Origin of the sequence: Kitasatospora sp. MBT66 (assembly GCF_000710405.2) — a bacterium.
GTDB classification, from domain to species: Bacteria; Actinomycetota; Actinomycetes; order Streptomycetales; family Streptomycetaceae; genus Kitasatospora; species Kitasatospora purpeofusca.
This window is the reverse complement of record NZ_JAIY01000006.1, coordinates 348,712-371,627: the sequence shown is the minus strand read 5'-3', so window position 1 is coordinate 371,627 and position 22,916 is coordinate 348,712. Positions and strand designations below refer to the sequence as shown.

Here is a 22,916-nt window from a genome sequence, read left to right as displayed (position 1 = left end):
CCGGGGCCGCCGAAACCACCGAAACCGTCGGAGCGGCCGAGGCCGCCGGCGCGGCCGCCAACGCCGTCCCGCCGAACGCGAGCACCGCGGAGAGCACCAGGCCCGTCACCCGAGCACGCACAGGAATCAACCCCCGTCATCGATCCGGCGCGACCCCGACGGCCCGCCGACCGCCGACACCATCCCACGCCCGCCCCTCCCCGCCCACCCCCAGGACCGGACCGCGACCGGCTCGGAACCAACCGGTCACCGAAGCACCACACTCCCCCGCGCACCCGGGTCCCGGCACTCGCCCCTGGAGTCAGACGCCCGGCGGGGAGGCGGGGCCGGCGAGGGCGACGGCGACGAGGGCGCGGAGGGCGGAGGCGACCTGGCCGAGCGGGAGGGTCGCGTCGTCGGCGAAGAGTTCGAGGAGCCAGCCGCCCGCCGGGTTCTGGCCGCCGGCCGCGACCATGCCGCGGTAGCCGGAGACCACCAGCATGGCCTCCTCCGCCGGGTCGTTGCCCGCCGCCCCGGCGCGCAGCGCGAAGGCGCCGCCGCGCACGGCGGTCCGGGTCAGCGGGTAGTGGCGGAGGTCGAAGACGGCGTCCGGGGCCTCGATCTGGGCGCGCTGGGTCTCCGCCCGGGTGCTGCTCGGCCCGCTGGTCATCCGGTAGACGGCGTGCCGCGCGGTGTGCATCAGCTGCGACCCGGGCGGCACGTAGGAGATCCACCAGCCGACCGCGTCCAGCAGCCGGGCCGTGGTCTCGGCGACCACGGCGAGCTTGCCCATGGTGTCGGCCGGGTGGACGGCGCGGGCGGTGCCCTGCCGGTCGAGCGCGGCGAGCACCGCCGTGAGCAGTTGCCCGGGGTCGGCACTGTGCGCGGCGCCGCGGAACCGCCGGCGGTCGCCGGTACCGGCCCGGCCGCCGGACCGGGGGCGCCCGTCGGTGCGGTACTGCGGGTCGGCGGCGTCCGCGAGCAGCACCGTCGGGTCGGGCGCGAAGCCGGGCCCGTGGCTGCGGCCGGCCACCACCGGGTGCGCGGCGCGGGCGGCCTTGGCCCGGTACTGGGCGGCGTCGGCGAGCCGGAAGAGCCGGTCGGGGGTGGTGACGGGGCCGATGGAGTCCCCGGTGGAGGCGACCCCGCAGGCGACGCCCTCGCCGTCGGCCAGGGCCAGCGCCCGCGCGCACAGCTCCTCGGCGACGGCGACCACCTCGTCCGACTTGCGGCCCTCGACGAGCAGGCAGAACTCGTCGCCGCCGAGCCGCGCCGCGAGGCTCCCGGGAAGTTTCGCGGCGGCCAGGGACAGCTGGTGGGCGAAGCGTTCCAGCAGCCGGTCGCCCACCTCGTGCCCCAGCTGGTCGTTGACCCGCTTGAGGCCGTTGACGTCGCAGACCACCAGGGACACCACGGTGTTGTCCCGGTTGTGGGCGGCCAGCGCGCTCTCCAGCCGGGCGTCCACCGCGCGCCGGTTGGCGAGGCCGGTGAGCGGATCGGAGAAGGCGAGCTTGCGCAGGTCGGCGAGGCGCTCGGTCTGGGCGAGGCCGGCCGAGATCTGGGCGGCGAGCAGGGTCGCGTAGTCGGCGTCGGCCTCGGTGAACTCGGCCGCCCCGGCGGTCCGGGCCAGGTAGAGCTCGCCCCAGGCCTGCCCGTGCAGCACGATCGGCGCGACCACGCAGCAGGCCCGGCCGCGCCGGCGCAGCGCGGCGGCGCGCTCCTGGCAGTACGCGCCGGCGGTCGGGTGGGCGTGACCGGCGTGCGGCTGGGAGTTGTCGGCGGTCTGCACCCAGGCGCGCGGCAGCCGGCCGGTGGTCCAGCGCTCCTCCAGGTAGGTGACGATCTCGGGGAAGTCGGCGACCGGGTAGGACTCGTCCTCGGGCAGCTCCTCCTCCCCGGGGGAGAGCTCGCCGTGGTTGACCAGGACCCGCAGCCGGCCGGACTCGCGGTCCCAGACCGAGACGGCGGCCATGGCGGCGTCGAGTGCCCCGGTGGCACGGGCGGCGGCGGCCCGGACGGCCTCCAGCGGGGTGAGCGCCCCGGCCATGTCCTGGGCGAGCTCGACCACGGCCGTCAGCCGCGCGTCGGTGGCCGCACCGCCGACGGGGGTGCCGGGCACCCCGGGAACGGGGGGCACCGACGCGGCGGCCGCAGGCTGCCGCGTCCGGTCGCAGTCGCGGTCCGTCATGATCGCCTCACTGCTCACCGGCTCGCCTCGTTCCCTGTACCCGGTCCTCCTGATGGTCGGCGGACGACCGCCGTGCCCGCACCGTCCGTGCCGGCATGACCACCGAAGGCTCCCGAAGGTCCTACCCGTCCGACATCGGTTACCCGCCCGACGGTTCGCCACTCCGGCCGCCCGGACCGGAGCGCCTGCACCAAGACTATGGCGGTTTCGTTCGGTTATGCCCCGTTTGGGAGTCGGGATTCGCCGGACCGCGCGGCCTTCAACCGTTCGGCGTGGCGCGACGGGCCACCCGTCGGACGGCGCCGCAGCGCAGGACAGGGCAGGGACGGGGCAGGAAAGGGCAGAAGAGGGTGACGGGATCGGCGACCGGCCGGGAGGGCCGCGCGCTACTCGCTGTGCGGCCGCCGGGAGAGCAGCCACGGCTCGACCAGCCCGAGCCCCCGCACCGGGCGGCGCCACATCGGCTGCAGATTGAACCGGTGCCCCGCGTCCGGCAGCGGTCCGTGCTGCCCGGTGGGCGGCAGCCCCGCGGCCACCGACAGGGCGTCGGCCAGCCCGGACCCGTCCTCGCCGGGCGGCGCCACACTGCCGTACTGCTCCAGCGCGGCCGCGAACTCGCCGTCGATCAGCACCGCGTCCTTGGGCGCGATCGAGGTGAGCCGGCTGGCCAGGTTCACCGTGGTGCCGAACACGTCGCCCATCCGCGAGGTGACCGTGCCGAAGGCCATGCCGACCCGCAGGGCGGGGATGGTGTCGTCCTCGGCCAGCGCCTCGATCAGGCTGAGCGCGATCCCGGCCGCGATCACCGGATCCTCGGAGACGAACAGGATCTCGTCGCCGAGCGTCTTGATCACCCGGCCGCCCCGGCCCACGATCAGGTCGGAACAGGTGTTCTCGAAGGTCTCGACCAGCTCGCCGAGCTCCTCCTCCTCCAGCCGCCGGGACAGCCGGGTGAAGCCGACCAGGTCGGCGAAGCCCACCGCGAGCCGGCCGCTGGTGATCTCGTTGTCCTCGGCGGCCTGCACCACCCGGCCGGTGACGGCCGCCAGCTGCCGGCGCCAGACGTACACCAGGAACTGCTCCAGCTCCGGCAGCAGCAGCTCGACCAGCGGGTAGGCGACATCGGCCCGGGTGAGACCGGGCTCGACGGACTGGGTGAGGTTCTCCAGGAAGGTGTCCATCTGCCAGCCCGCGAGCCGGGCCGTGGTCTGCCCCGTGGACCGGGCCACCTGGATCGCCATCGACTCGCTCAGCAGGCCCGACTCGACCAGGCCCGCCAGTCGGCGCAGCGCGATCACGTCGCCGTCGGTCAGCGCCCTGGACTGGCCGATGTCCGGGAAGCCCATCGCCCGCCAGAAGCGGGTGGCCAGTTCCATCGGGACGTCGGCGGCCCGCGCGGCCTGGTACGGGGTGTAGCGGCGTGGCGCGTCCAGGATCAGGCGTTCGAGGTCGAGGGCGACGGTCTGGTCGTCGGAGCCCGCCGGGCCGCCGTTGCCGTCGGCGCCGTTGCCGCCGCCGTTGCTGCCGTCCTCTGCCACCGGTCCGTCCCCGTGCGGTCGCCGCACTCGCCTCGTGTCGTGCCAGTGCGGGCGCGGCCGCCCCCGTTCGGGCAGTGGCGCGCCTCACACTGCTGCCAGGTGGAATGTTCGCACGGAATCGCGCGATCCGGGGCATCCGCCCGAGTCAAGGGGAGGTAAGGGGAGGCACGGTGACCCGCCCGGCGCACGGCGCGCGACCCGTCCGGCGCAGGGTCCGGCACGGGGGCGGCACGGGGACGGCACGGGGACGGCGCACGCCCCGGCCGGTGCCGCCCCGCGCCGCCGCGCCCGGGCCGTTCCGCTGCCTTACGGCCACGCCTACGACCGCCCGCAGGACCGCCCGGACGAGCCCGTTCTACCGCCCGTCGGGCGGCTCCGGGCGCACATGGACGACGTCCCCCGCGCCGACCGCCCGCCGGCCCCCGTCCGGGGTACGGACCACCAGCTGCCCGGACCCGTCCACCGCGACCGCCTCGCCGATCAGTTCCCGGTCGCCGGGCAGCAGCACCTTCACCGGGCGGCCCAGCGTGGTGCAGCGCTGCGCGTACGCGCGCAGCAGGCCGCTGGTGTGCGGGTCCCCGCCGGCGGCCGTCCACTCCCCGTACAGCTCGGCGAACTCGCGCAGCAGCGCGCGCAGCAGGGTGGTCCGGTCGGTGACGGCGGCACCGGCCAGGGCCAGCGAGGCGGCGGTGGGGACGGGCAGTTCGGCGGCCCGCAGCGACACGTTGAGGCCCAGTCCGGCGACCACCGCCCCGCCGCCCAGCTCGGTCAGGATGCCGCCGATCTTGCGCTCCGCGCCGTCGACCTCCACCTGGAGGTCGTTGGGCCACTTCAGGCCGACCTCGACCTCGGCGACCCGGCTCAGGGTGCTCGCGGCGGCGACGCCGACCAGGATCGGCAACCAGCCGTACCGTTCGACGGGTACCTCGTCCGGGCGAAGCAGGAGGGAGAGGAAGAGGCCGGAGCGGGCGGGCGCGGTCCACTGCCGTTCCAGCCGGCCGCGGCCGGAGCTCTGCGACTCGGCGATCAGCACCGCCCCCTGCGGCGCGCCCGCGCGGGCCCGGGCGGCGAGGTCGGTGTTGGTGGAGCCGGTCTCCTCGACGACGTCCAGCGAGGTCCAGAGCCCACCGGGGCGCACCAGGTCCCGGCGGAGCGTGGCGGCGTCCAGCGGCGGGCGGTCGAGGTCGGTCCACGGCGACGGTCCGGCGTGGCCGAGTCCGCGCAGTCCACTGCGGCGGGGGGTGTCGGAGGTCATGCGGCTCACCCTAGGCGGACACCGCGGCCGGCACCGGCCGGGAGGCCGTACGCCGTCCCATCGTCCCCCAGAACGGGCACCGACGACACTGTGGCGCTGACCATAACCGCCGGACATTACGTCGGACCCTCCGCGCTGGCTACGCTACCCAACGGTAGTTCGTTGTGCCGCCCTGCACCCCTCGTCCGCGCCGCCCCCACCCGGCCCGCGCCACCGAAAACAGGTCGCGGCCCAGGATCAGGGAGAGCCACCGGAATGACCGAGGCGTCGCACGACCCGCACACCACCGCCGGCAAGCTCGCCGACCTCCGGCGCAGGATCGACGAGGCGGTGCACTCCGGCTCCGCCAAGGCGGTCGAGAAGCAGCACGCCAAGGGCAAGCTGACGGCCCGCGAGCGCGTCGTGGAACTGCTGGACGAGGACTCCTTCGTCGAGTTCGACGAGTTCGCCCGGCACCGCTCGATCAACTTCGGCCAGGAGAAGAACCGGCCGTACGGCGACGGCGTGGTCACCGGCTACGGCACCGTGGACGGCCGTCAGGTCGCGGTGTTCGCGCAGGACTTCACGGTCTTCGGCGGCTCGCTCGGCGAGGTCTTCGGCGAGAAGATCGTCAAGGTCATGGACTTCGCGCTGAAGACCGGCTGCCCGGTCATCGGCATCAACGACTCCGGCGGCGCCCGGATCCAGGAGGGCGTCGTCTCGCTCGGCCTGTACGGCGAGATCTTCCGCCGCAATGTGCACGCCTCCGGGGTGATCCCGCAGATCTCGCTGATCATGGGCCCCTGCGCGGGCGGCGCGGTCTACTCCCCCGCGATCACCGACTTCGTGGTGATGGCCGATCAGACCTCGCACATGTTCATCACCGGCCCCGACGTGATCAAGACCGTCACCGGCGAGGACGTCGGCATGGAGGAGCTGGGCGGCGCGCGCACCCACAACACCAAGTCCGGCAACGCGCACTACCTGGCGGCGGACGAGAAGGAGGCGATCGAGTACGTCAAGAGCCTGCTCTCGTACCTGCCCTCCAACAACCTCTCCGACCCGCCGGCCTTCCCCGAGGAGGCGGACCTGTCCGTCACCGACGAGGACCTCGAACTCGACACCCTGGTGCCGGACTCGGCGAACCAGCCGTACGACATGCACCACGTGATCGAGCACGTCCTCGACGACGGCGAGTTCCTGGAGACCCAGCCGCTCTACGCCGGCAACATCATCACCGGCTTCGGCCGGGTCGAGGGCCACCCGGTCGGCATCGTCGGCAACCAGCCGATGGACCTGGCGGGCTGCCTGGACATCGCCGCCAGCGAGAAGGCCGCGCGGTTCATCCGCACCTGCGACTCCTTCAACATCCCCGTCATCACCTTCGTCGACGTGCCCGGCTTCCTGCCCGGCACCGAGCAGGAGTGGGACGGCATCATCCGCCGCGGCGCCAAGCTGATCTACGCCTACGCCGAGGCGACCGTCCCGCTGATCACCGTGATCACCCGCAAGGCCTTCGGCGGCGCGTACGACGTCATGGGCTCCAAGCACCTCGGCGCCGACCTCAACCTGGCCTGGCCGACCGCGCAGATCGCCGTGATGGGCGCGCAGGGCGCGGTCAACATCCTGCACCGGCGGGAGATCGCCGAGGCCGACGCGGCCGGCCTCGCCGACGAGAAGCGGGCCGAGCTGATCGCCTCCTACGAGGACACCCTGCTCAACCCGTACCTGGCGGCCGAGCGCGGCTACGTGGACGCGGTGATCGCGCCCAGCGAGACCCGCCGGCACATCGTCCGCGGTCTGCGCGCGCTGCGCGGCAAGCGCGAGGTGCTGCCGCCGAAGAAGCACGGCAACATTCCGCTGTAGTGGCTCCTCCCAGGAGGAACGCGAGAGGATTGAGCATGGCCCCGATCCATGTGCTGCACGGGCAGCCGACCCCCGAGGAGCTGGCCACCGTCCTGGCGGTGGTCCAGTCCCGGGCCGCCGCCGCGCAGGCCGCCGCCGAGGCGGCCCGCCGCGCGGGCGACGGCCCGGACTCCGCCTGGAACGACCGCGCGCGCCGGCTGCGCGCGACCCCGCGCCCCGGCGTCAACGCCTGGCGCACCTCCGGCTGGGCCGGTTAGCCCACCGCTCGGCACCGACCGGCTCCGGTGCCGCCACGGCGGCACCGGAGCCGGTGGGAACGGCCGCTCGGCACTGCAGCGCGCAGTGCCGAGCGGCCGTTCCTGTTTCCGGTGCCGCTGCCACGGCCGTTCGTGCTTCTGGTCCGGTTCCCGTTCCCAGTCCCGTTCCCAGTCCCGTTCCCGGTGCCGCCCCCGTGTCGTTCCGCCGTTCGTGCACTTTGCAAAGTCGGCACTTTGCAAAGTGCACGCACCCACGGGGCCCGCTCCGCCCGGGCGGAGCGGGCCCCGCAACGGTCGCTCACCAGGCAAGATCCGAACTTCCACGGTGCGACCACCGAGCGACCACCCGTGCCACCACCGCTCAGTGCCCGCATTTTGCAAAGTGCCCACTTTGCAAAATGCGGCAGGAAGGAGCACGCCGCGCAGAGCCCGGATTGCCCCGAAAGCTGAGTACGGATACTCAGGCGCCCCGCCGAGCGGGGGCGCACCCTGGAACGATGCTCTGGTCAGACCCCCGCGACGAGCCCTCCCCGGAAGCCCGGCGCATGCAGCGGCGGCTGCACCGGGCCGGTCATGTGCTCGCCGTCCTCGCCCTGGTGATCGCCGTCCTGCTGATGGTCTGACGACCGCAGAACGACCGCCCGGAGCAGCCCTCTACCCTGGTGGCATGACCGACCGTCGCTCCCTCGTGCTCGCCTCCGCCTCCCCCGCCCGGCTCGGGCTGCTGCGTCAGGCGGGCCTCGACCCGCGCGTGGTGGTCAGCGGCGTCGACGAGGACGCCATCACCGCCGCCACCCCCGCCGAACTCGCCCTCGTGCTCGCCGAGGCCAAGGCCAAGGCCGTCGCCGCCACCCTCACCGAGGGCGAACTGGTGATCGGCTGCGACTCGGTGCTGGAGCTGGACGGCCAGGCTCTCGGCAAGCCCGCCGACGAGGCCGAGGCGCTGGCCCGCTGGCAGGCCATGCGCGGCCGGGCCGGCGTGCTGCGCACCGGCCACTGCGTGATCGACACCACCACCGGCCGGCAGGCCTCCGCCACCGCCTCCACCACCGTCCGCTTCGGCACCCCGGACGACGCCGAGGTCGCCGCGTACATCGCGACCGGTGAGCCGCTGCACGTGGCCGGGGCGTTCACCCTGGACGGCCGTTCGGCCCCGTTCGTCGAGGGCATCGACGGCGACCCGGGCAATGTCATCGGGCTCTCGCTGCCACTGCTGCGCGGACTGCTCACCGAGCTCGGCGTGCGGATCACCGACCTCTGGGTCTGACGGGTCGGCCGACGCGCACACCCGGCGACGCACCCACCCGGCGACGCACCCATCCGGCGATCCGCACAGGCGGCGACCGGCACCGGCGTGCCGGGCCCGCACCGGCACGCAAGCCCCGCCCCCGCACCGGACCCTGCGCGTACGACGGGCCCGCGCACACCGCGGGCGCAGCCGCGGCGGGGCTCCCCCACGCGCCGGAAGTCGGCCACCGGAGCGCCGCCGGGGCGTCGCCCACGCGCCAAAGAGCGGCACAATTGTCGCCATCTGCCCCGCCGACAATCCGATGTGATGCACGCTAGAGGAGCGCCCGGACGGCGCCGACGCTCCAAACCGACGGGGGAGATGGCGAGCGGATGACCGACAGTCTGCTCAACGTCCTGCTGGGCCTGGTGGCCAGCGCGATCAGTGCTGTCCTCGGCTGGCTCGGCCAGAGCCTGCGCCGAAGACGCCGGCTGGAACGGACCAGGGACTTCCTCGGCCTGCCCGCCGGCAGCGAGTGCCTGATCGTGGTCAACCGCAGCATCGGCACCGGCGCGCACCCCCGGACGGTCACCCGGCGCGACGCCTACGCGCTGATGGAACTGGCCGCCCTGGTGAAGGAGTGCGGCGCGCACACCGACCTGGTCGCGCACGACGCCGCCCCGCGCGGCCTCGGCGCCAAGACCGAGTTCTGCTTCGGCGGCCCCGTCTCCAACGAGCGGATGGCCGCCCACCTGGCCTGGGGCCTGCCGGGGGTCGTGATCTCCGACGACCGGGTGGCGCGGGACAACAGCATCACCATCGGCGGCCGGTCGTACGCCGCCGACCTCCGGGCCGGCGAGTACGTCCTGCTCGCCCGGCTGGCCACACCGGGGCACGGCCGCCCGGTCTTCCTGATCTCCGGCCAGACCGGCATCGCCAACCACGCCGGCGTCCGCCACCTGGTCGCCCACCACCGCCGGCTGGTCCGCCGGTACGGCACGGACGGCACCTTCGCCCTGCTGCTCAAGGTGGTCAACCCGGGCGCCTACGGCCCGGACGTGGTCGAGCAGGTCGCCGACGTCACCGCCCTGGCCCTGGAGCGCGCGCCGACGCCTCCGGGCGGTCCGGACACCATCGCCGGAACCACCCCCGGAACCACGCCCGCGGTCGCACCCGCGGGCACCCCCTCGGTCGCGCACGCAACGACACCCGCACCGACCCCCGACCCGACTCCCGGCCAGGCCCCCGCATCCGCCCCCATTCCTTGAACGGCACGCGCGCCGCCGGCAGGTGCCACCCGGCCCGCCGGACCCATCGCGCCGCCACGCCGCCCCGTCACCGAGCGCAGTCGCCGCACCACCCAGGCCGTATGCGCCATCACCTGCACATACTCCCGTCGGGCCGCCCACCGCCCGCCCGGGCGCATCACCCTCTGTGTGGGATAGTTCACAACCTGGGGCTACTCGCCGGTACTGCCCAGGAATCCATAAACTCAACGAGGTTCAAGAAGGGAGCCACAGTGCGCAAGGTGCTCATCGCCAACCGCGGGGAAATCGCTGTCCGCGTCGCCCGGGCCTGCTCGGACGCCGGTATTGCCAGCGTCGCCGTCTACGCCGAGCCGGACCGGGATGCGCTGCACGTCCGCGCGGCCGACGAGGCTTATGCGCTGGGCGGCGACACCCCCGGCACCAGCTACCTGGACATCGCCAAGGTCCTCCAGGCCGCCGCCGACTCGGGTGCGGACGCCGTCCACCCCGGCTACGGCTTCCTGTCGGAGAATGCCGACTTCGCCCAGGCCGTGCTCGACGCGGGCCTCACCTGGATCGGCCCGCCCCCGCAGGCCATCCGCGACCTGGGTGACAAGGTGACCGCCCGGCACGTGGCGCAGCGCGCCGGTGCCCCGCTGGTCGCCGGTACGCCGGACCCGGTCTCGGGTGCCGAGGAGATCGTCGCCTTCGCCCAGGAGCACGGTCTGCCGGTCGCCATCAAGGCGGCCTTCGGCGGCGGCGGTCGCGGCCTCAAGGTCGCCCGCAACCTGGAGGAGATCCCGGAGCTGTACGACTCGGCGGTCCGGGAGGCGGTCGCCGCCTTCGGTCGCGGCGAGTGCTTCGTCGAGCGCTACCTGGACAACCCGCGGCACGTCGAGACCCAGTGCCTCGCGGACAAGCACGGCAACGTGGTGGTCGTGTCCACCCGTGACTGCTCGCTGCAGCGCCGGCACCAGAAGCTGGTCGAGGAGGCGCCCGCGCCGTTCCTGACCCCCGAGCAGAACGCCGAGCTGTACCGGGCGTCGAAGGCCATCCTCAAGGAGGCCGGCTACGAGGGCGCCGGGACCTGCGAGTTCCTGGTGGCGATGGACGGCACGATCTCCTTCCTGGAGGTCAACACCCGTCTGCAGGTCGAGCACCCGGTCACCGAGGAGGTCACCGGGATCGACCTGGTCCGGGAGATGTTCCGGATCGCGGACGGCGAGGAGCTCGGTTACGGCGACCCGGAGGTGCGGGGTCACTCCTTCGAGTTCCGTATCAACGGTGAGGACCCGGGCCGCAACTTCCTGCCCGCGCCGGGCACGGTGACGCTGTTCGCGCCGCCGTCGGGCCCGGGTGTCCGGCTGGACTCCGGCGTGGAGAGCGGTTCGGTCATCGGCCCGGCCTGGGACTCGCTGCTGGCCAAGCTGATCGTGTCCGGCCGGGACCGCAAGCAGGCGCTGGAGCGGGCGCGGCGTGCGCTGGCCGAGTTCAAGGTCGAGGGCATGGCGACGGCCATCCCGTTCCACCAGGCGGTCGTGACCGACCCGGCGTTCGCGCCCGAGGTGCACGGCAGCGAGGGGCCGTTCACGGTCTACACCCGGTGGATCGAGACCGACTTCGACAACACGATTCCCGCGTTCGCCGGTGCGGCCGGCGAGGGCGAGGAGGCGGAGGGCCGGGAGACCGTGGTCGTCGAGGTCGGCGGCAAGCGGATCGAGGTCTCGCTGCCGTCCTCGCTGGGTGTCGCCGCCGCTCCGGCGGCCGGTGCGGGGGCCGCCAAGGCCAAGCGCCGGGTCGGTGCCAAGAAGGCCGGTTCGGCGGTCAGCGGTGACACGCTGGCCTCGCCGATGCAGGGCACCATCGTGAAGGTCGCGGTGGAGGAGGGTCAGGTCGTCGCCGAGGGCGAGCTGATCGTCGTCCTGGAGGCGATGAAGATGGAGCAGCCGCTGAACGCGCACAAGGCGGGCACGATCGTCGGCCTCAAGGCCGAGGTGGGTGCGAGCGTCTCCAGCGGCGCGGCGCTCTGCGAGATCAAGGACTGAGTCGGGGCCCGATCGGGCACTGACAGGTCCGCCGCCGGTCCGTACACCTTCGGGTGTGCGGACCGGTCACGTTTTCGGCGGTGCTGCGGTGATGCGGTGGTGCGGCCATGCTGCGGAGCAGTCATGCGGCGATGCGCTGATGCGGCGATGCGGTCATGCTGCGGAACGGTGGTGCGGTCGCACGGCGGAGCGGCGAGCCGGCGCGCGGGCCTCAGCGCCCGCGCGGCAGGCCCAGTTCGGCGAGTCTGACCGGCAGCGGCCCACCGGGCCCGCCCGGTCCGCCGGGACCGCCGTGGGTGCCGGGCCGCCGTTGGCCGGGCAGCGGGGCGCCGCCGGGCGGCGGCGCGCTGCGGCGGGCCAGCGGGCCGGGCTGGGTCTGGTGGACGGGGCCGCTGCCGGTGCCGTGGACCGGGGCGTCCCCGGTCGGCGGGGCGCCGAGCGGGGCGAGGTCGATCTGCACCCCGCAGTCGGCGAGCGCGTCCAGTTCGCGGGCGGTGGCGTCGTCCGCGGTGGCGTGCTCGTCGGTGACCAGCCGGGTGATGGTCTCGGTGGGGACGGTCTGGAACATGGTGTCCGCGCCGAGCTTGGTGTGGTCGGCGAGGATGATCACCTCGGCGGCCGACTGCACCAGTGCCCGGTCCACGCTCGCGGAGAGCATGTTCGTGGTCGAGAGTCCGCGCTCGGCGGTGAGCCCGCTGCCCGAGACGAAGGCCTTGGTGACCCGCAGTCCGTGCAGCGACTGTTCGGCACCGCTGCCGACCAGGGCGTAGTTGGAGCCGCGCAGGGTGCCGCCGGTCATCACCACCTCGACCCGGTTGGCGTGCGCCAACGCCTGGGCGACGAGGAGGGAGTTGGTGACCACCGTCAGCCCGGGCACCCGGGCGAGTCGGCGGGCGAGTTCCTGGGTGGTGGTGCCGGCGCCGACCACCACGGCGTCGCCCTCCTCCACCAGTCCGGCAGCGAGATCGGCGATGGCGCTCTTCTCGGCGGCGGAGAGGTGGGTCTTCTGCGGATAGCCGGGTTCGCGGCTGAAGCCGCCGGGGAGCACCGCGCCGCCGTGCCGGCGGTCGAGGAGCCCTTCTGCCTCCAAGGCCCGTACGTCGCGGCGCACGGTCACTTCGGAGGTCTGGACGACGCGGGCCAACTCCCGGAGCGAGACGGCTCCGTTGGCGCGCACCATTTCGAGGATCAACTGGCGACGTTCTGCTGCAAACACAGAACCGACGGTAACCTGCGTGACCGTCTGCTTTCAGGCGTTTGCTGCTAGTAGCGGGAATTGCTCACGCCCGAGCGGCGCGTGACCGTACAATTCGCGCCGCCGGTACGCCGGGGCTGCGCCCGCCGTCCGGGTGACACCCCCGGACGCGCGAAGGGCGGCCGCCGAACGGCGACCGCCCTCAACTCGCTACCGGAGGCTCAGGATTCGCCCGCGTCCCGCTTGCGGATGTGGAGCTGGCGGGCGGCCTCGGCGGTGGAGCCGGAGACCGACGGGTAGACGGTGAAGGCGCTGGCCACCTGTTCGACCGTCAGATTGGCGTCCACCGCGAGCGCGATCGGGTGGATCAGTTCACTGGCCCGCGGGGCGACGACCACGCCGCCGACCACGATGCCGGTGCCGGGGCGGCAGAAGAGCTTCACGAAGCCGTCCCGGATGCCCTGCATCTTGGCGCGCGGGTTGCCGCGCAGCGGGAGCTTGACCTCGACCGCGTCCATCTTGCCGCACTTCACGTCGGCCGCGGTGTAGCCGACGGTGGCGATCTCGGGGTCGGTGAAGACGTTGGAGGCCACGGTCTTGAGGTTCAGCGGCTGCACCGCGTCGCCGAGCGCGTGGTACATCGCGATCCGGCCCTGCATGGCGGCGACCGAGGCGAGCATGAAGACGCCGGTGCAGTCGCCGGCCGCGTAGACGCCGGGCGCGGAGGTGCGCGACACCCGGTCGACCTGGATCTGGCCCCAGTCGTTGAGCTTGACCCCGGCCTCCTCCAGGCCCATCTCCGCGGTGTTGGGGATCGAGCCGACCGCCATCAGGCAGTGGGTGCCCTCGATCACGGTGCCGTCGGAGAGGGTGACCTCGACCGTGTCACCGATGCGCTTGACCGTCTCGGCGCGGGAGCGGCTCATCACGTTCATGCCGCGGCGGCGGAAGACCTCCTCCAGCACCTCGGCGGCGTCCGGGTCCTCGCCCGGCAGCACCCGGTCGCGCGAGGAGACCAGGGTGACCCTGGAGCCGAGCGCCTGGTAGGCGCCGGCGAACTCGGCGCCGGTGACGCCGGAGCCGACGACGATCAGCTCGCGGGGCAGCTCGTCCAGGTCGTACACCTGGGTCCAGGTCAGGATCCGCTCGCCGTCCGGCTGGGCGTCGGGGAGCTCGCGCGGGTGGGCGCCGGTGGCGATCAGCACCGCGTCGGCGCGCAGGGACTGCACGCTGCCGTCGGGGGCGTCGACCAGCACCTCGCGGGAGCCGTCCACGGCCTGCCCGCCGGCGCCCAGCCGGCCGCGGCCGCGCAGCACGGTGACGCCGGCCCGGGTGACGGACTGGGTGATGTCGTGGGACTGCGCGATGGCGAGGCGCTTCACCCGGCGGTTGACCTTGCCGAGGTCGACACCGACGACCCGGGCCGGGCTGTCGATGTGCGGGGTGTCGTCGGCGACGATGATGCCCAGCTCCTCGTACGAGCTGTCGAAGGTCGTCATCACCTCCGCCGTCGCGATCAGCGTCTTCGACGGCACGCAGTCCGTGAGCACCGCCGATCCGCCCAGACCGTCGCGGTCGACGACGGTCACCTCCGCGCCGAGCTGGGCCGCGACGAGCGCCGCCTCGTAGCCGCCTGGTCCGCCACCGATGATCACGATCCGAGTCACGTCACCCATTGTCCCGCACGCCGGGAGCACTGCCACGCCGGGGTCGGGGCTTCTGTCGGATCGGCCGGTGAACGTAGGCTTCGCCCCATGCCCCTTTACGCCGCGTATGCCACCAACCTCGATGCCCGGCAGATGACCCGCCGCGCCCCGCACTCGCCACTGCGCGGCACGGGCTGGCTGTCCGGCTGGCGGCTGACCTTCGGCGGCGAGCACCTCGGCTGGGAGGGCTCGCTGGCCACCGTGGTGGAGGACGAGAAGGACCAGGTCTTCGTCTCGCTGTACGACGTGTCGCCGATGGACGAGGAGGGGCTGGACCGCTGGGAGGGCGTCCAGCTCGGGATTTACCGCAAGACCCGGCTCCGGGCGCAGACCCTGGACGGCGACGTGCCGGTCTGGACGTACGTGCTCAACGACTACGAGGGCGGCCTGCCGGCGGCCCGCTACCTGGGCCTGATCGCGGACGCGGCGGAGAGCGCCGGCGCCCCCGACGACTACGTGCTGGACCTGCGCCGCCGTCCCTGCTGAGACCTCTTTGGAGAATGCTCCGGGTCGCGGCGCGGTTCGGCCGCCCCGGAGCTGTACGTTCACGCCATCCGGGTAACGATCCGGCACGTCGTACCAGGATTTTCTACGCGCGTAGCCATTTCCCGTCTATCCTCGGACGTGTGAACGCATCTCCTCAGTCGGTCGTCTCCGCCGACCCCTACGCCGCCGCCCAGGCCGCCGCCGAGCGCCTGCGCGAGCTGACCGGTGCCGAGCGCCACGACGTCGCCCTGGTGATGGGCTCCGGCTGGGTGCCGGCCGCCGACGCCCTCGGCGAGACCGTGGCGGAGTTCCCGGTCACCGACCTCCCGGGCTTCCCCGCCCCCGCCGTGGCCGGTCACGCCGGCACGATCCGCTCGGTGCGGATCGGTGAGAAGCGGGCCCTGATCTTCCTGGGCCGCAACCACTACTACGAGGGCCACGGGGTCGCCACCGTCGTCCACGGCGTGCGCACCGCCGCCGCGGCCGGCTGCGGGACCATCGTGCTGACCAACGGCTGCGGCGGTCTGCGCCCGACCTGGGTCCCCGGCCAGCCGGTCCTGATCAGCGACCACATCAACCTGACGGCGGACTCGCCGATCGTCGGCGCCAACTTCGTCGACCTCACCGACCTCTACTCCAAGCGGCTGCGCGAGCTCTGCCGCGAGGTGGACCCGACCCTGGACGAGGCCGTCTACGTCCAGTTCCGCGGCCCGCACTACGAGACCCCGGCCGAGGTCAACATGGCCCGGGTGATCGGCGGCGAGCTGGTCGGCATGTCCACCACGCTGGAGGCCATCGCGGCCCGCGAGGCCGGCGCCGAGGTGCTGGGCATCTCCCTGGTCACCAACCTGGCCGCCGGCATGACCGGCGAGCCGCTCAACCACGCCGAGGTGCTGGAGGCCGGCAAGGCCTCCGCCGAGCGGATGGGCGCGCTGCTGGCCAAGGTCCTCGAGCGGATCTGACGCCGGGGCGACAGCGCATGAGCGACGGGGCCCGCGGACGGACGTGATCCGGTGATCACAGCCGCCCGCGGGCCCCGTCCGCGTGCCCGGGCCCGACACGCCGCCGCCCGGGGGCGCCGGACACCGCGGCCCGCCGCCGGCGCGCCGTACGTTTCGTCCCGCACCTCCCCGCACCGCCCGTCCGACGGGCCCGCACCACCCCGTGAGCCCCGCACGACCCCGCAGGAACCCGCACCGCCGGTACGCCCGTCCGAGCCACCACGTCCCGTCCCGCGCCCGGCGTCCCCGTCCGAGGACGCCCCGCGGCACCCTCCGGCCGCCGCCGACCGACCCGCCCGACCCGCTGGGCCCGGTCCGGCCCGTCCGGAGCAACCTCCCGGCCGACCACCGACGCACTTCCCGATGGAGCTGCAGCCATGACGCAGGCAACCACCACCGACCTCCTCGCCCGGGCCCGCACCTGGCTCGCCGAGGACCCGGACCCGCAGACCCGCGAGGAGCTCGCCGCGCTGCTCGCCGACGCCGAGACCCCGGACGCCGACGCCAACGCCAAGCTCGCCTGGTCCGAGCTGGCCGACCGCTTCGCCGACCGCCTCCAGTTCGGCACCGCCGGCCTGCGCGGCGAGCTCGGCGCCGGGCCGATGCGGATGAACCGCGCCGTGGTGATCCGGGCCGCCGCCGGCCTGGTCGCCTACGTCAAGCGGCAGGGCCTCGGCGACCTGGTCGTGATCGGCTACGACGCCCGCCACAAGTCCTACGACTTCGCCCGCGACACCGCCGCCGTGGTGGTCGGCGCCGGCCTGCGCGCGCTGCTGTTCCCGCGCCCGCTGCCCACCCCGGTGCTCGCCTTCGCGGTCCGCCACCTCGGCGCCGCCGCCGGTGTGACCGTCACCGCCAGCCACAACCCGCCGCAGGACAACGGCTACAAGGTCTACCTGGGCGACGGCTCGCAGATCGTGCCGCCGGCGGACGCGGGCATCGCCGCCGAGATCGACGCGATCGGCTCTCTGACCGAGGTCCCGCTCGCCGCGGACGGCTGGGAGACGGTGGACGAGTCCGTCGTCGAGGCCTACCTCGACCGCGCCGCGTCGATCGTCGACCCGCACAGCCCGCGGGACCTCGACATCGTCTACACCCCGATGCACGGCGTCGGGCGCGACACCTTCCTGGCCGCCATGGAGCGGGCCGGCTTCCCGGCGCCCACCGTGGTCGCCGAGCAGGCCGAGCCGGACCCGGACTTCCCGACCGTCGCCTTCCCCAACCCGGAGGAGCCGGGGGCGATGGACCTCGCCTTCCGCACCGCCGCCGCGGCCGGCCCGGACATCGTCATCGCCAACGACCCGGACGCCGACCGCTGCGCGGTGGCCGTCCCGGCCGAGGGCGGGGACGGCTGGCGGATGCTGCGCGGCGACGAGGTCGGCGCGCTGCTGGGCGCCGCGCTGGTCTCCAAGCGGGCCGCCGGCACCTTCGCCACCACCATCGTCTCCTCCACCCTGCTCGGCCGGATCGCCGAGGCCGCCGGGCTCGACTACGCCGAGACCCTCACCGGCTTCAAGTGGATCTCCCGCGCCGGGGGCCTGCGCTACGGCTACGAGGAGGCGCTCGGCTACTGCGTCGACCCGCAGGGCGTGCGCGACAAGGACGGCATCACCGCCGCCCTGCTGGTCGCCGAGCTCGCCGCCACCCTCAAGCGCTCCGGCCGCACCCTGACCGACCTGCTGGACGACCTGGCGCTGGAGCACGGCCTGCACGCCACCGACCAGCTGTCCGTCCGGGTCGAGGACCTCTCGGTCATCGCCGACGCCATGCGCACCCTGCGCGAGCGGCCGCCGACGACCCTGGCCGGGCTCGCCGTGACCCGCGCCGACGACCTCACCGCCGGGTCCGCCGAGCTGCCGCCGACCGACGGCCTGCGCTACTTCCTGGCGGGCGACGCCGTCCGCTCGGCGCGGATCGTGGTCCGCCCCTCGGGCACCGAGCCCAAGCTGAAGTGCTACCTGGAGGTCGTCCTCCCGGTCGCCTCGGCCGCCCACCTCGCGGACGCCCGCACCCGGGCCGCCGAGCTGCTCGCCACCGTCAAGCGGGACCTCGCGGCCGCCGCCGGCATCGACGGCTGACACCCCCGGGAACGACGGAGGGCCCGCCGGCAGTGCCGGCGGGCCCTCCGCGTGCGTGCGGACGCGGGCGGGTCAGACCGCGATCACGGTGATCAGGGCGATCAGACCGGCCACGGTGGGGGCGATGATCCACCAGCACCAGCGGACCACGACCGGCCCGGCCGCGTCGGGACGGGGGGCGTTGCGCTCCGCCATGTCCTGGAGGACGCCGACCACCTGGTCGGACCAGGCCCGGTTCGGGTCCGAGGAGCCCTGGACCCCGACCCCGGACGGCGTACCGGCCGCGCCGAACACCATGCCCAGCCGGGAGGTGTGCACCTGCCCGCCGCGCTCGCGGGCCCGGGCGGCGCGCTTGCGCTGGCGCAGCGACACCGGCACCGCCCACACCTGGTACTTCTTGCCCTCGGCGAGGAGTTCGACCGAGTACCCGGCGCGCAGCGCGTCCACGGCGGCCCAGGGCGCGGTGATCGTGCGCAGCGGGTTGCGGACGACCAGGCGGCGCTCGTCGGCCCGGACGGCCGGGCGCAGGGTGTAGGCGATCACCGGGAAGGCGAACACCGGTACGGCGGCCAGCGCCACCCACGGCGTCTTGCCGCTGCCGTTGAGGGCCGCGTCCCCGATCAGCCAGGCCGCGACGGCCAGCAACAGCACCCCGGAGATCACGCCGGGAACGGAGCGGTACACGCGGTCGGCGTACACCGGCTCCCCATCGGAACCGGCCGGGCCCGGTCGGGGCTCGCCGTGGGATTCGGTCATGTCGACGATTCTGCCCCATGGCCCGCGCGATCCACAGGGGTGACGGTTGGGGTTCCCGGGGCGCGGAGATCTCGGTCCGGCATCGATGCGTGGTGCCTCTGGCGATTGACTACGCGCGTAGATATGCTGGTGTGGTGACTATGTCCACTCTTGCAGCCAATGCCCCCGGCGTCGCGGGCAGCGGTCTCGAGGACGTCGCGGCGTCCGAGGCCTCGCTCCGTCGCTTCCTGCACGGCCTGCCCGGTGTCGACCAGGTCGGCCTGGAGGCGCGCGCCGCCACTCTCGGGACCCGGTCGATCAAGACCACGGCCAAGGCGTACGCCATCGACCTGGCCATCTCGATGATCGACCTGACCACGCTGGAAGGCGCGGACACGGTCGGCAAGGTGCGCGCTCTGTGCACCAAGGGCAGGACCCCCGATCCCACCGACCCGACCACCCCCCGCGTCGCGGCGATCTGTGTCTACCCGGACATGGTCGCCACCGCGAAGGCGGCGCTCCGGGGCACCGACATCCAGGTCGCCTCCGTCGCCACCGCCTTCCCCGCCGGGCGCGCCGCGCTCCCGGTCAAGCTCGCCGACACCGCGGACGCGGTCGCCGCCGGCGCCGACGAGATCGACATGGTGATCGACCGGGGCGCCTTCCTCTCCGGCCGCTACCTGGACGTGTACAACGAGATCGTCGCCGTCAAGGAGGCCTGCCGCCGCCCCGACGGCAGCTACGCCCACCTCAAGGTGATCTTCGAGACCGGCGAGCTGCAGACGTACGACAACGTGCGCCGCGTCTCCTGGCTGGCGATGCTGGCCGGCGCCGACTTCATCAAGACCTCGACCGGCAAGGTCGCCGTCAACGCGACCCCGCCCGTCACCCTGCTGATGCTGGAGGCGGTCCGCGACTTCCGCGCCGCCACCGGCGTCCAGGTCGGTGTGAAGCCAGCCGGCGGGATCAAGACCACCAAGGACGCGATGAAGTACCTGGTGATGGTCAACGAGACCCTCGGCGACGACTGGCTGAGCCCGCACTGGTTCCGCTTCGGCGCCTCCAGCCTGCTCAACGACCTGCTGATGCAGCGCCAGAAGCTGACCACCGGACGGTACTCCGGTCCCGACTACGTGACGGTGGACTGAGAATCATGGCCAAGAACACCAAGAAGACCGAAGCGCCCGCGGCCGCGCCGCAGGCCCCGGCGGAGCCGGCCGGCAAGCCGGCGGGCGGCCTCTTCGGCTACGCCCCGGCCCCCGAGTCGCCCGCCGCGGCCGGCGACATCGCCAGCTCCTACGGCCACTTCATCGGCGGCCAGTTCGTCGACTCCTCCGGCAGCGAGGCGCTGAAGACGGTCAACCCGGCCACCGAGCAGGTGCTCGCCGAGTTCGCCCGGGGCACCGCCGAGGACGTGGACCGCGCGGTCGCCGCCGCCCGGGCCGCCTTCACCGACTGGTCGGCGCTGCCGGGCAGCGAGCGCGCCAAGTACCTGTTCCGGATCGCCCGGATCATCCAGGAGCGCAGCCGCGAGCTGGCCGTGCTGGAGTCGATCGACAACGGCAAGCCGATCCGCGAGACCCGCGACGTCGACCTGCCGCTGGTCGCCGCCCACTTCTTCTACTACGCGGGCTGGGCCGACAAGCTGGACTTCGCCGGCTACGGCCCGAACCCGAAGCCGCTGGGCGTGGCCGGCCAGGTCATCCCGTGGAACTTCCCGCTGCTGATGCTGGCGTGGAAGATCGCCCCGGCGCTGGCCACCGGCAACACGGTCGTGCTGAAGCCGGCCGAGACCACCCCGCTGACCGCGCTGCGCTTCGCCGAGATCTGCCGCCAGGCGGGTCTGCCGAAGGGCGTCGTCAACATCGTCACCGGTGACGGCAGCACGGGTGCGGCGCTCACCGCGCACCCGGACGTCAACAAGGTCGCGTTCACCGGCTCCACCCCGGTCGGCCGGGCGATCGCCAAGCAGGTGGCCGGCACCCGCAAGAAGCTCTCGCTGGAGCTGGGCGGCAAGGCCGCCAACATCGTCTTCGACGACGCGCCGATCGACCAGGCCGTCGAGGGCATCGTCAACGGCATCTTCTTCAACCAGGGCCACGTCTGCTGCGCGGGTTCGCGCCTGCTGGTCCAGGAGTCGGTCCAGGACGAGCTGCTGGACGCGCTGAAGCGCCGGATGGGCACCCTGCGGGTCGGCGACCCGCTGGACAAGAACACCGACATCGGCGCGATCAACTCCGCCGAGCAGCTGGCCCGGATCACCGCGCTGACCGACGCCGGCGAGGCCGAGGGCGCCGAGCGCTGGTCGCCCGCGTGCGAGCTGCCGGGCACCGGCTTCTGGTTCCGGCCGACGCTGTTCACCGGCGTCAGCCAGGCCCACCGGATCGCCCAGGAGGAGATCTTCGGCCCGGTGCTGTCGGTGCTGACCTTCCGCACCCCCGACGAGGCGGTCGCGAAGGCCAACAACACCCCGTACGGCCTCTCCGCCGGCATCTGGACGGAGAAGGGCTCGCGCATCCTCTGGACGGCGAGCAGGCTCCGGGCCGGTGTGGTCTGGGCCAACACCTTCAACAAGTTCGACCCGACCTCGCCGTTCGGCGGCTACAAGGAGTCGGGCTACGGCCGCGAGGGTGGCCGGCACGGTCTGGAGGCCTACCTCGATGTCTGATGTCGTGAGCCGTCTTGATGTCCTCAAGACCTACAAGCTGTACGTCGGCGGGAAGTTCCCGCGCTCCGAGAGCGGGCGGGTGTACGAGGTGACGGACGCGAAGGGCGAGTGGCTGGCCAACGCGCCGCTCGGCACCCGCAAGGACGCCCGCGACGCGGTCGTCGCCGCCCGCGCGGCGGTCAAGGGCTGGTCCGGCACCACCGCGTACAACCGCGGCCAGGTGCTGTACCGGGTCGCCGAGATGCTGCAGGGCCGGCGGGAGCAGTTCGCCGCCGAGGTGGCGCTCTCCGAGGGCGTCGGCGCCAAGAAGGCCGCCGCCCTGGTGGACGCCGCGATCGACCGCTGGGTCTGGTACGCGGGCTGGACCGACAAGGTGGCCCAGATCGCGGGCGGCGCCAACCCGGTCGCCGGTCCGTTCTTCAACCTCTCCACCCCGGAGCCGACCGGCGTGATCGGGATCGTCGCGCCGCAGGCCGGTTACGGTCACTCGCTGCTCGGCCTGGTCTCGGTGATCGCCCCGGCCGTCGCCACGGGCAACACCGTGGTGGTGGCGGCCGCGGCCGACGCGCCGCTGCCCGCGCTGTCCCTGGGCGAGGTGCTGGCCACCTCGGACGTCCCCGGCGGCGTGGTCAACATCCTGTCCGGCCGGACCGCCGACATCGCGCCGACCCTGGCCTCGCACCAGGACGTCAACGCGCTGGACCTGACCGGCGCGATCGCCGCCGACGGTCCCGGCGCGGCGGGCGGGCTGGAAGCACTGGCCGCGGATACCCTGAAGAGGGTGATCCGACCGGAACCGGACCCGTTCGCCCAGGACTGGACCAATGCTCCCGGAACGGACCGGCTACTCTCGTTCCTGGAGACCAAGACGGTCTGGCACCCGATGGGTATCTGACCTACGGACCCCCGGAGCTGCTACGCTCCGTGACCGCGAGTCGGTGACAACTCCACAGACTGGCCGTCCCCCGTGCCCTCACCCCCCCAGGGCCCGGACGGTCACAGGACGGACCCGCGCCTCTCCCCCCCCTGGCGCGGGTCCGTCGTACTTCCCGGGGCCGTCCTCGGCGGCCTCCGCCGTCCTCGGCGGCCTCCGCCGTCCTCCGCGGCCTCCGCCGCCTCCGCCGTCGACTTTCGTCGCGCCGGGTCGAGCCGTTCGACGCTGCCCGCGCCCGGGGCCGGCCGCGCAGACTGGGGCAACACCGCGCACCGAGGGGGAGAAGGTCCATGGGAGAGCTGGCCGGCGAGCTGATGGCACTGGTCGCGGACGGCTTCCTGCGCACGCTGCGGGTGGCCCGCGCCGAGCGCCGGCTGGCCGCCGGGCGGCCGGTCCGGATCCCCTGCTCGGCCCGTACCTCCCACGGCCCTGCCGCGCCCGGCGACAGCACCGGCGGGCGGCCCGGCTACGTCGCCGGAAAGCTGCGGATCGCCCCCGGCGCCCCGACCGCCGCCTTCACCGCCCCCGGCC

General features: G+C 73.7%; 18 protein-coding genes and 1 pseudogene. 13 read left to right on the top strand and 6 right to left on the bottom strand.

The genetic code is table 11. The annotated features are described in order from the left end of the window. Nucleotides 1-889: 889 nt before the first annotated feature. The 3 genes and pseudogenes from BI06_RS53545 to BI06_RS14170 form a co-directional block, all read right to left on the bottom strand. Nucleotides 890-2,026: pseudogene (locus BI06_RS53545) on the bottom strand (diguanylate cyclase domain-containing protein); the annotation flags it as partial. A gap of 527 nt (nt 2,027-2,553) precedes the next feature. After that, a complete protein-coding gene (locus BI06_RS14175; protein ID WP_369826118.1) occupies nt 2,554-3,732 on the bottom strand; it encodes an adenylate/guanylate cyclase domain-containing protein in 1,179 nt (392 codons plus the stop codon). A 328-nt stretch (nt 3,733-4,060) separates the two neighbouring features. Then, entirely contained in the window at nt 4,061-4,960 is a 900-nt protein-coding gene (locus BI06_RS14170; RefSeq protein ID WP_051741015.1) for a biotin--[acetyl-CoA-carboxylase] ligase, read from the bottom strand. 255 nt (nt 4,961-5,215) lie between these two features. On the opposite strand from BI06_RS14170, the gene BI06_RS14165 reads away from it, so the two are divergent. From BI06_RS14165 to BI06_RS14145, 6 genes are all read left to right on the top strand, one after another. Beyond that, nucleotides 5,216-6,805 carry an acyl-CoA carboxylase subunit beta gene (locus tag BI06_RS14165; RefSeq protein ID WP_030393432.1) on the top strand — a complete coding sequence of 530 codons (1,590 nt, stop codon included), beginning with the start codon at nt 5,216-5,218 and terminating at the stop codon, nt 6,803-6,805. A 35-nt stretch (nt 6,806-6,840) separates the two neighbouring features. Beyond that, entirely contained in the window at nt 6,841-7,062 is a 222-nt protein-coding gene (locus BI06_RS14160; RefSeq protein WP_030393431.1) for an acyl-CoA carboxylase subunit epsilon, read from the top strand. A 497-nt stretch (nt 7,063-7,559) separates the two neighbouring features. Then, on the top strand, nt 7,560-7,685 hold the full coding sequence (mmpB, locus tag BI06_RS54685; protein WP_255360215.1) for a morphogenic membrane protein MmpB: 126 nt from the start codon (nt 7,560-7,562) through the stop codon (nt 7,683-7,685). Between the two features lie 44 nt (nt 7,686-7,729). Then, the gene (locus BI06_RS14155; RefSeq protein WP_030393430.1) at nt 7,730-8,329 is read left to right on the top strand and encodes a nucleoside triphosphate pyrophosphatase; all 600 of its coding nucleotides are present in this window, start codon (nt 7,730-7,732) and stop codon (nt 8,327-8,329) included. Between the two features lie 353 nt (nt 8,330-8,682). Beyond that, on the top strand, nt 8,683-9,558 hold the full coding sequence (locus BI06_RS14150; RefSeq protein WP_063794967.1) for a hypothetical protein: 876 nt from the start codon (nt 8,683-8,685) through the stop codon (nt 9,556-9,558). Nucleotides 9,559-9,809: 251 nt separating this feature from the next. Then, nucleotides 9,810-11,582: a biotin carboxylase N-terminal domain-containing protein gene (locus BI06_RS14145; RefSeq protein ID WP_030393428.1), complete on the top strand. Its 1,773-nt coding sequence runs from the start codon at nt 9,810-9,812 to the stop codon at nt 11,580-11,582. A 211-nt stretch (nt 11,583-11,793) separates the two neighbouring features. Here BI06_RS14145 and BI06_RS14140 read toward each other — a convergent pair whose 3' ends face one another. Then, complete coding sequence (locus BI06_RS14140; protein ID WP_030393427.1) at nt 11,794-12,762, bottom strand: DeoR/GlpR family DNA-binding transcription regulator; 969 nt, start codon at nt 12,760-12,762, stop codon at nt 11,794-11,796. Between the two features lie 236 nt (nt 12,763-12,998). Continuing rightward, nucleotides 12,999-14,453 carry an NAD(P)H-quinone dehydrogenase gene (locus BI06_RS14135; protein ID WP_030393426.1) on the bottom strand — a complete coding sequence of 485 codons (1,455 nt, stop codon included), beginning with the start codon at nt 14,451-14,453 and terminating at the stop codon, nt 12,999-13,001. Nucleotides 14,454-14,531: 78 nt separating this feature from the next. Here BI06_RS14135 and BI06_RS14130 point away from each other — a divergent pair, with 78 nt between their 5' ends. The 3 genes from BI06_RS14130 to BI06_RS14120 all read left to right on the top strand — a co-directional run bounded on the left by BI06_RS14130 (nt 14,532) and on the right by BI06_RS14120 (nt 18,048). Further along, complete coding sequence (locus BI06_RS14130) at nt 14,532-14,969, top strand: gamma-glutamylcyclotransferase (protein WP_030393425.1); 438 nt, start codon at nt 14,532-14,534, stop codon at nt 14,967-14,969. 140 nt (nt 14,970-15,109) lie between these two features. Next, entirely contained in the window at nt 15,110-15,931 is an 822-nt protein-coding gene (locus BI06_RS14125) for a purine-nucleoside phosphorylase (RefSeq protein WP_030393424.1), read from the top strand. Between the two features lie 416 nt (nt 15,932-16,347). Next, a complete protein-coding gene (locus BI06_RS14120; RefSeq protein WP_043468409.1) occupies nt 16,348-18,048 on the top strand; it encodes a phospho-sugar mutase in 1,701 nt (566 codons plus the stop codon). Between the two features lie 72 nt (nt 18,049-18,120). Here BI06_RS14120 and BI06_RS14115 read toward each other — a convergent pair whose 3' ends face one another. Continuing rightward, the gene (locus BI06_RS14115; RefSeq protein ID WP_030393422.1) at nt 18,121-18,804 is read right to left on the bottom strand and encodes a PH domain-containing protein; all 684 of its coding nucleotides are present in this window, start codon (nt 18,802-18,804) and stop codon (nt 18,121-18,123) included. A gap of 140 nt (nt 18,805-18,944) precedes the next feature. Between BI06_RS14115 and deoC the strand changes: the two genes are divergently transcribed. From deoC to BI06_RS50740, 4 genes are all read left to right on the top strand, one after another. Then, on the top strand, nt 18,945-19,931 hold the full coding sequence (deoC, locus tag BI06_RS14110; RefSeq protein ID WP_030393421.1) for a deoxyribose-phosphate aldolase: 987 nt from the start codon (nt 18,945-18,947) through the stop codon (nt 19,929-19,931). A gap of 5 nt (nt 19,932-19,936) precedes the next feature. Then, nucleotides 19,937-21,451 carry an aldehyde dehydrogenase family protein gene (locus BI06_RS14105; protein WP_030393420.1) on the top strand — a complete coding sequence of 505 codons (1,515 nt, stop codon included), beginning with the start codon at nt 19,937-19,939 and terminating at the stop codon, nt 21,449-21,451. Then, nucleotides 21,444-22,346: an aldehyde dehydrogenase family protein gene (locus BI06_RS14100; RefSeq protein ID WP_043468405.1), complete on the top strand. Its 903-nt coding sequence runs from the start codon at nt 21,444-21,446 to the stop codon at nt 22,344-22,346. The genes BI06_RS14105 and BI06_RS14100 overlap by 8 nt, the downstream gene beginning before the upstream one ends. 329 nt (nt 22,347-22,675) lie before the next feature. After that, the coding region (locus BI06_RS50740; protein WP_043468402.1) for a hypothetical protein at nt 22,676-22,916 on the top strand (241 nt) is incomplete at its 3' end.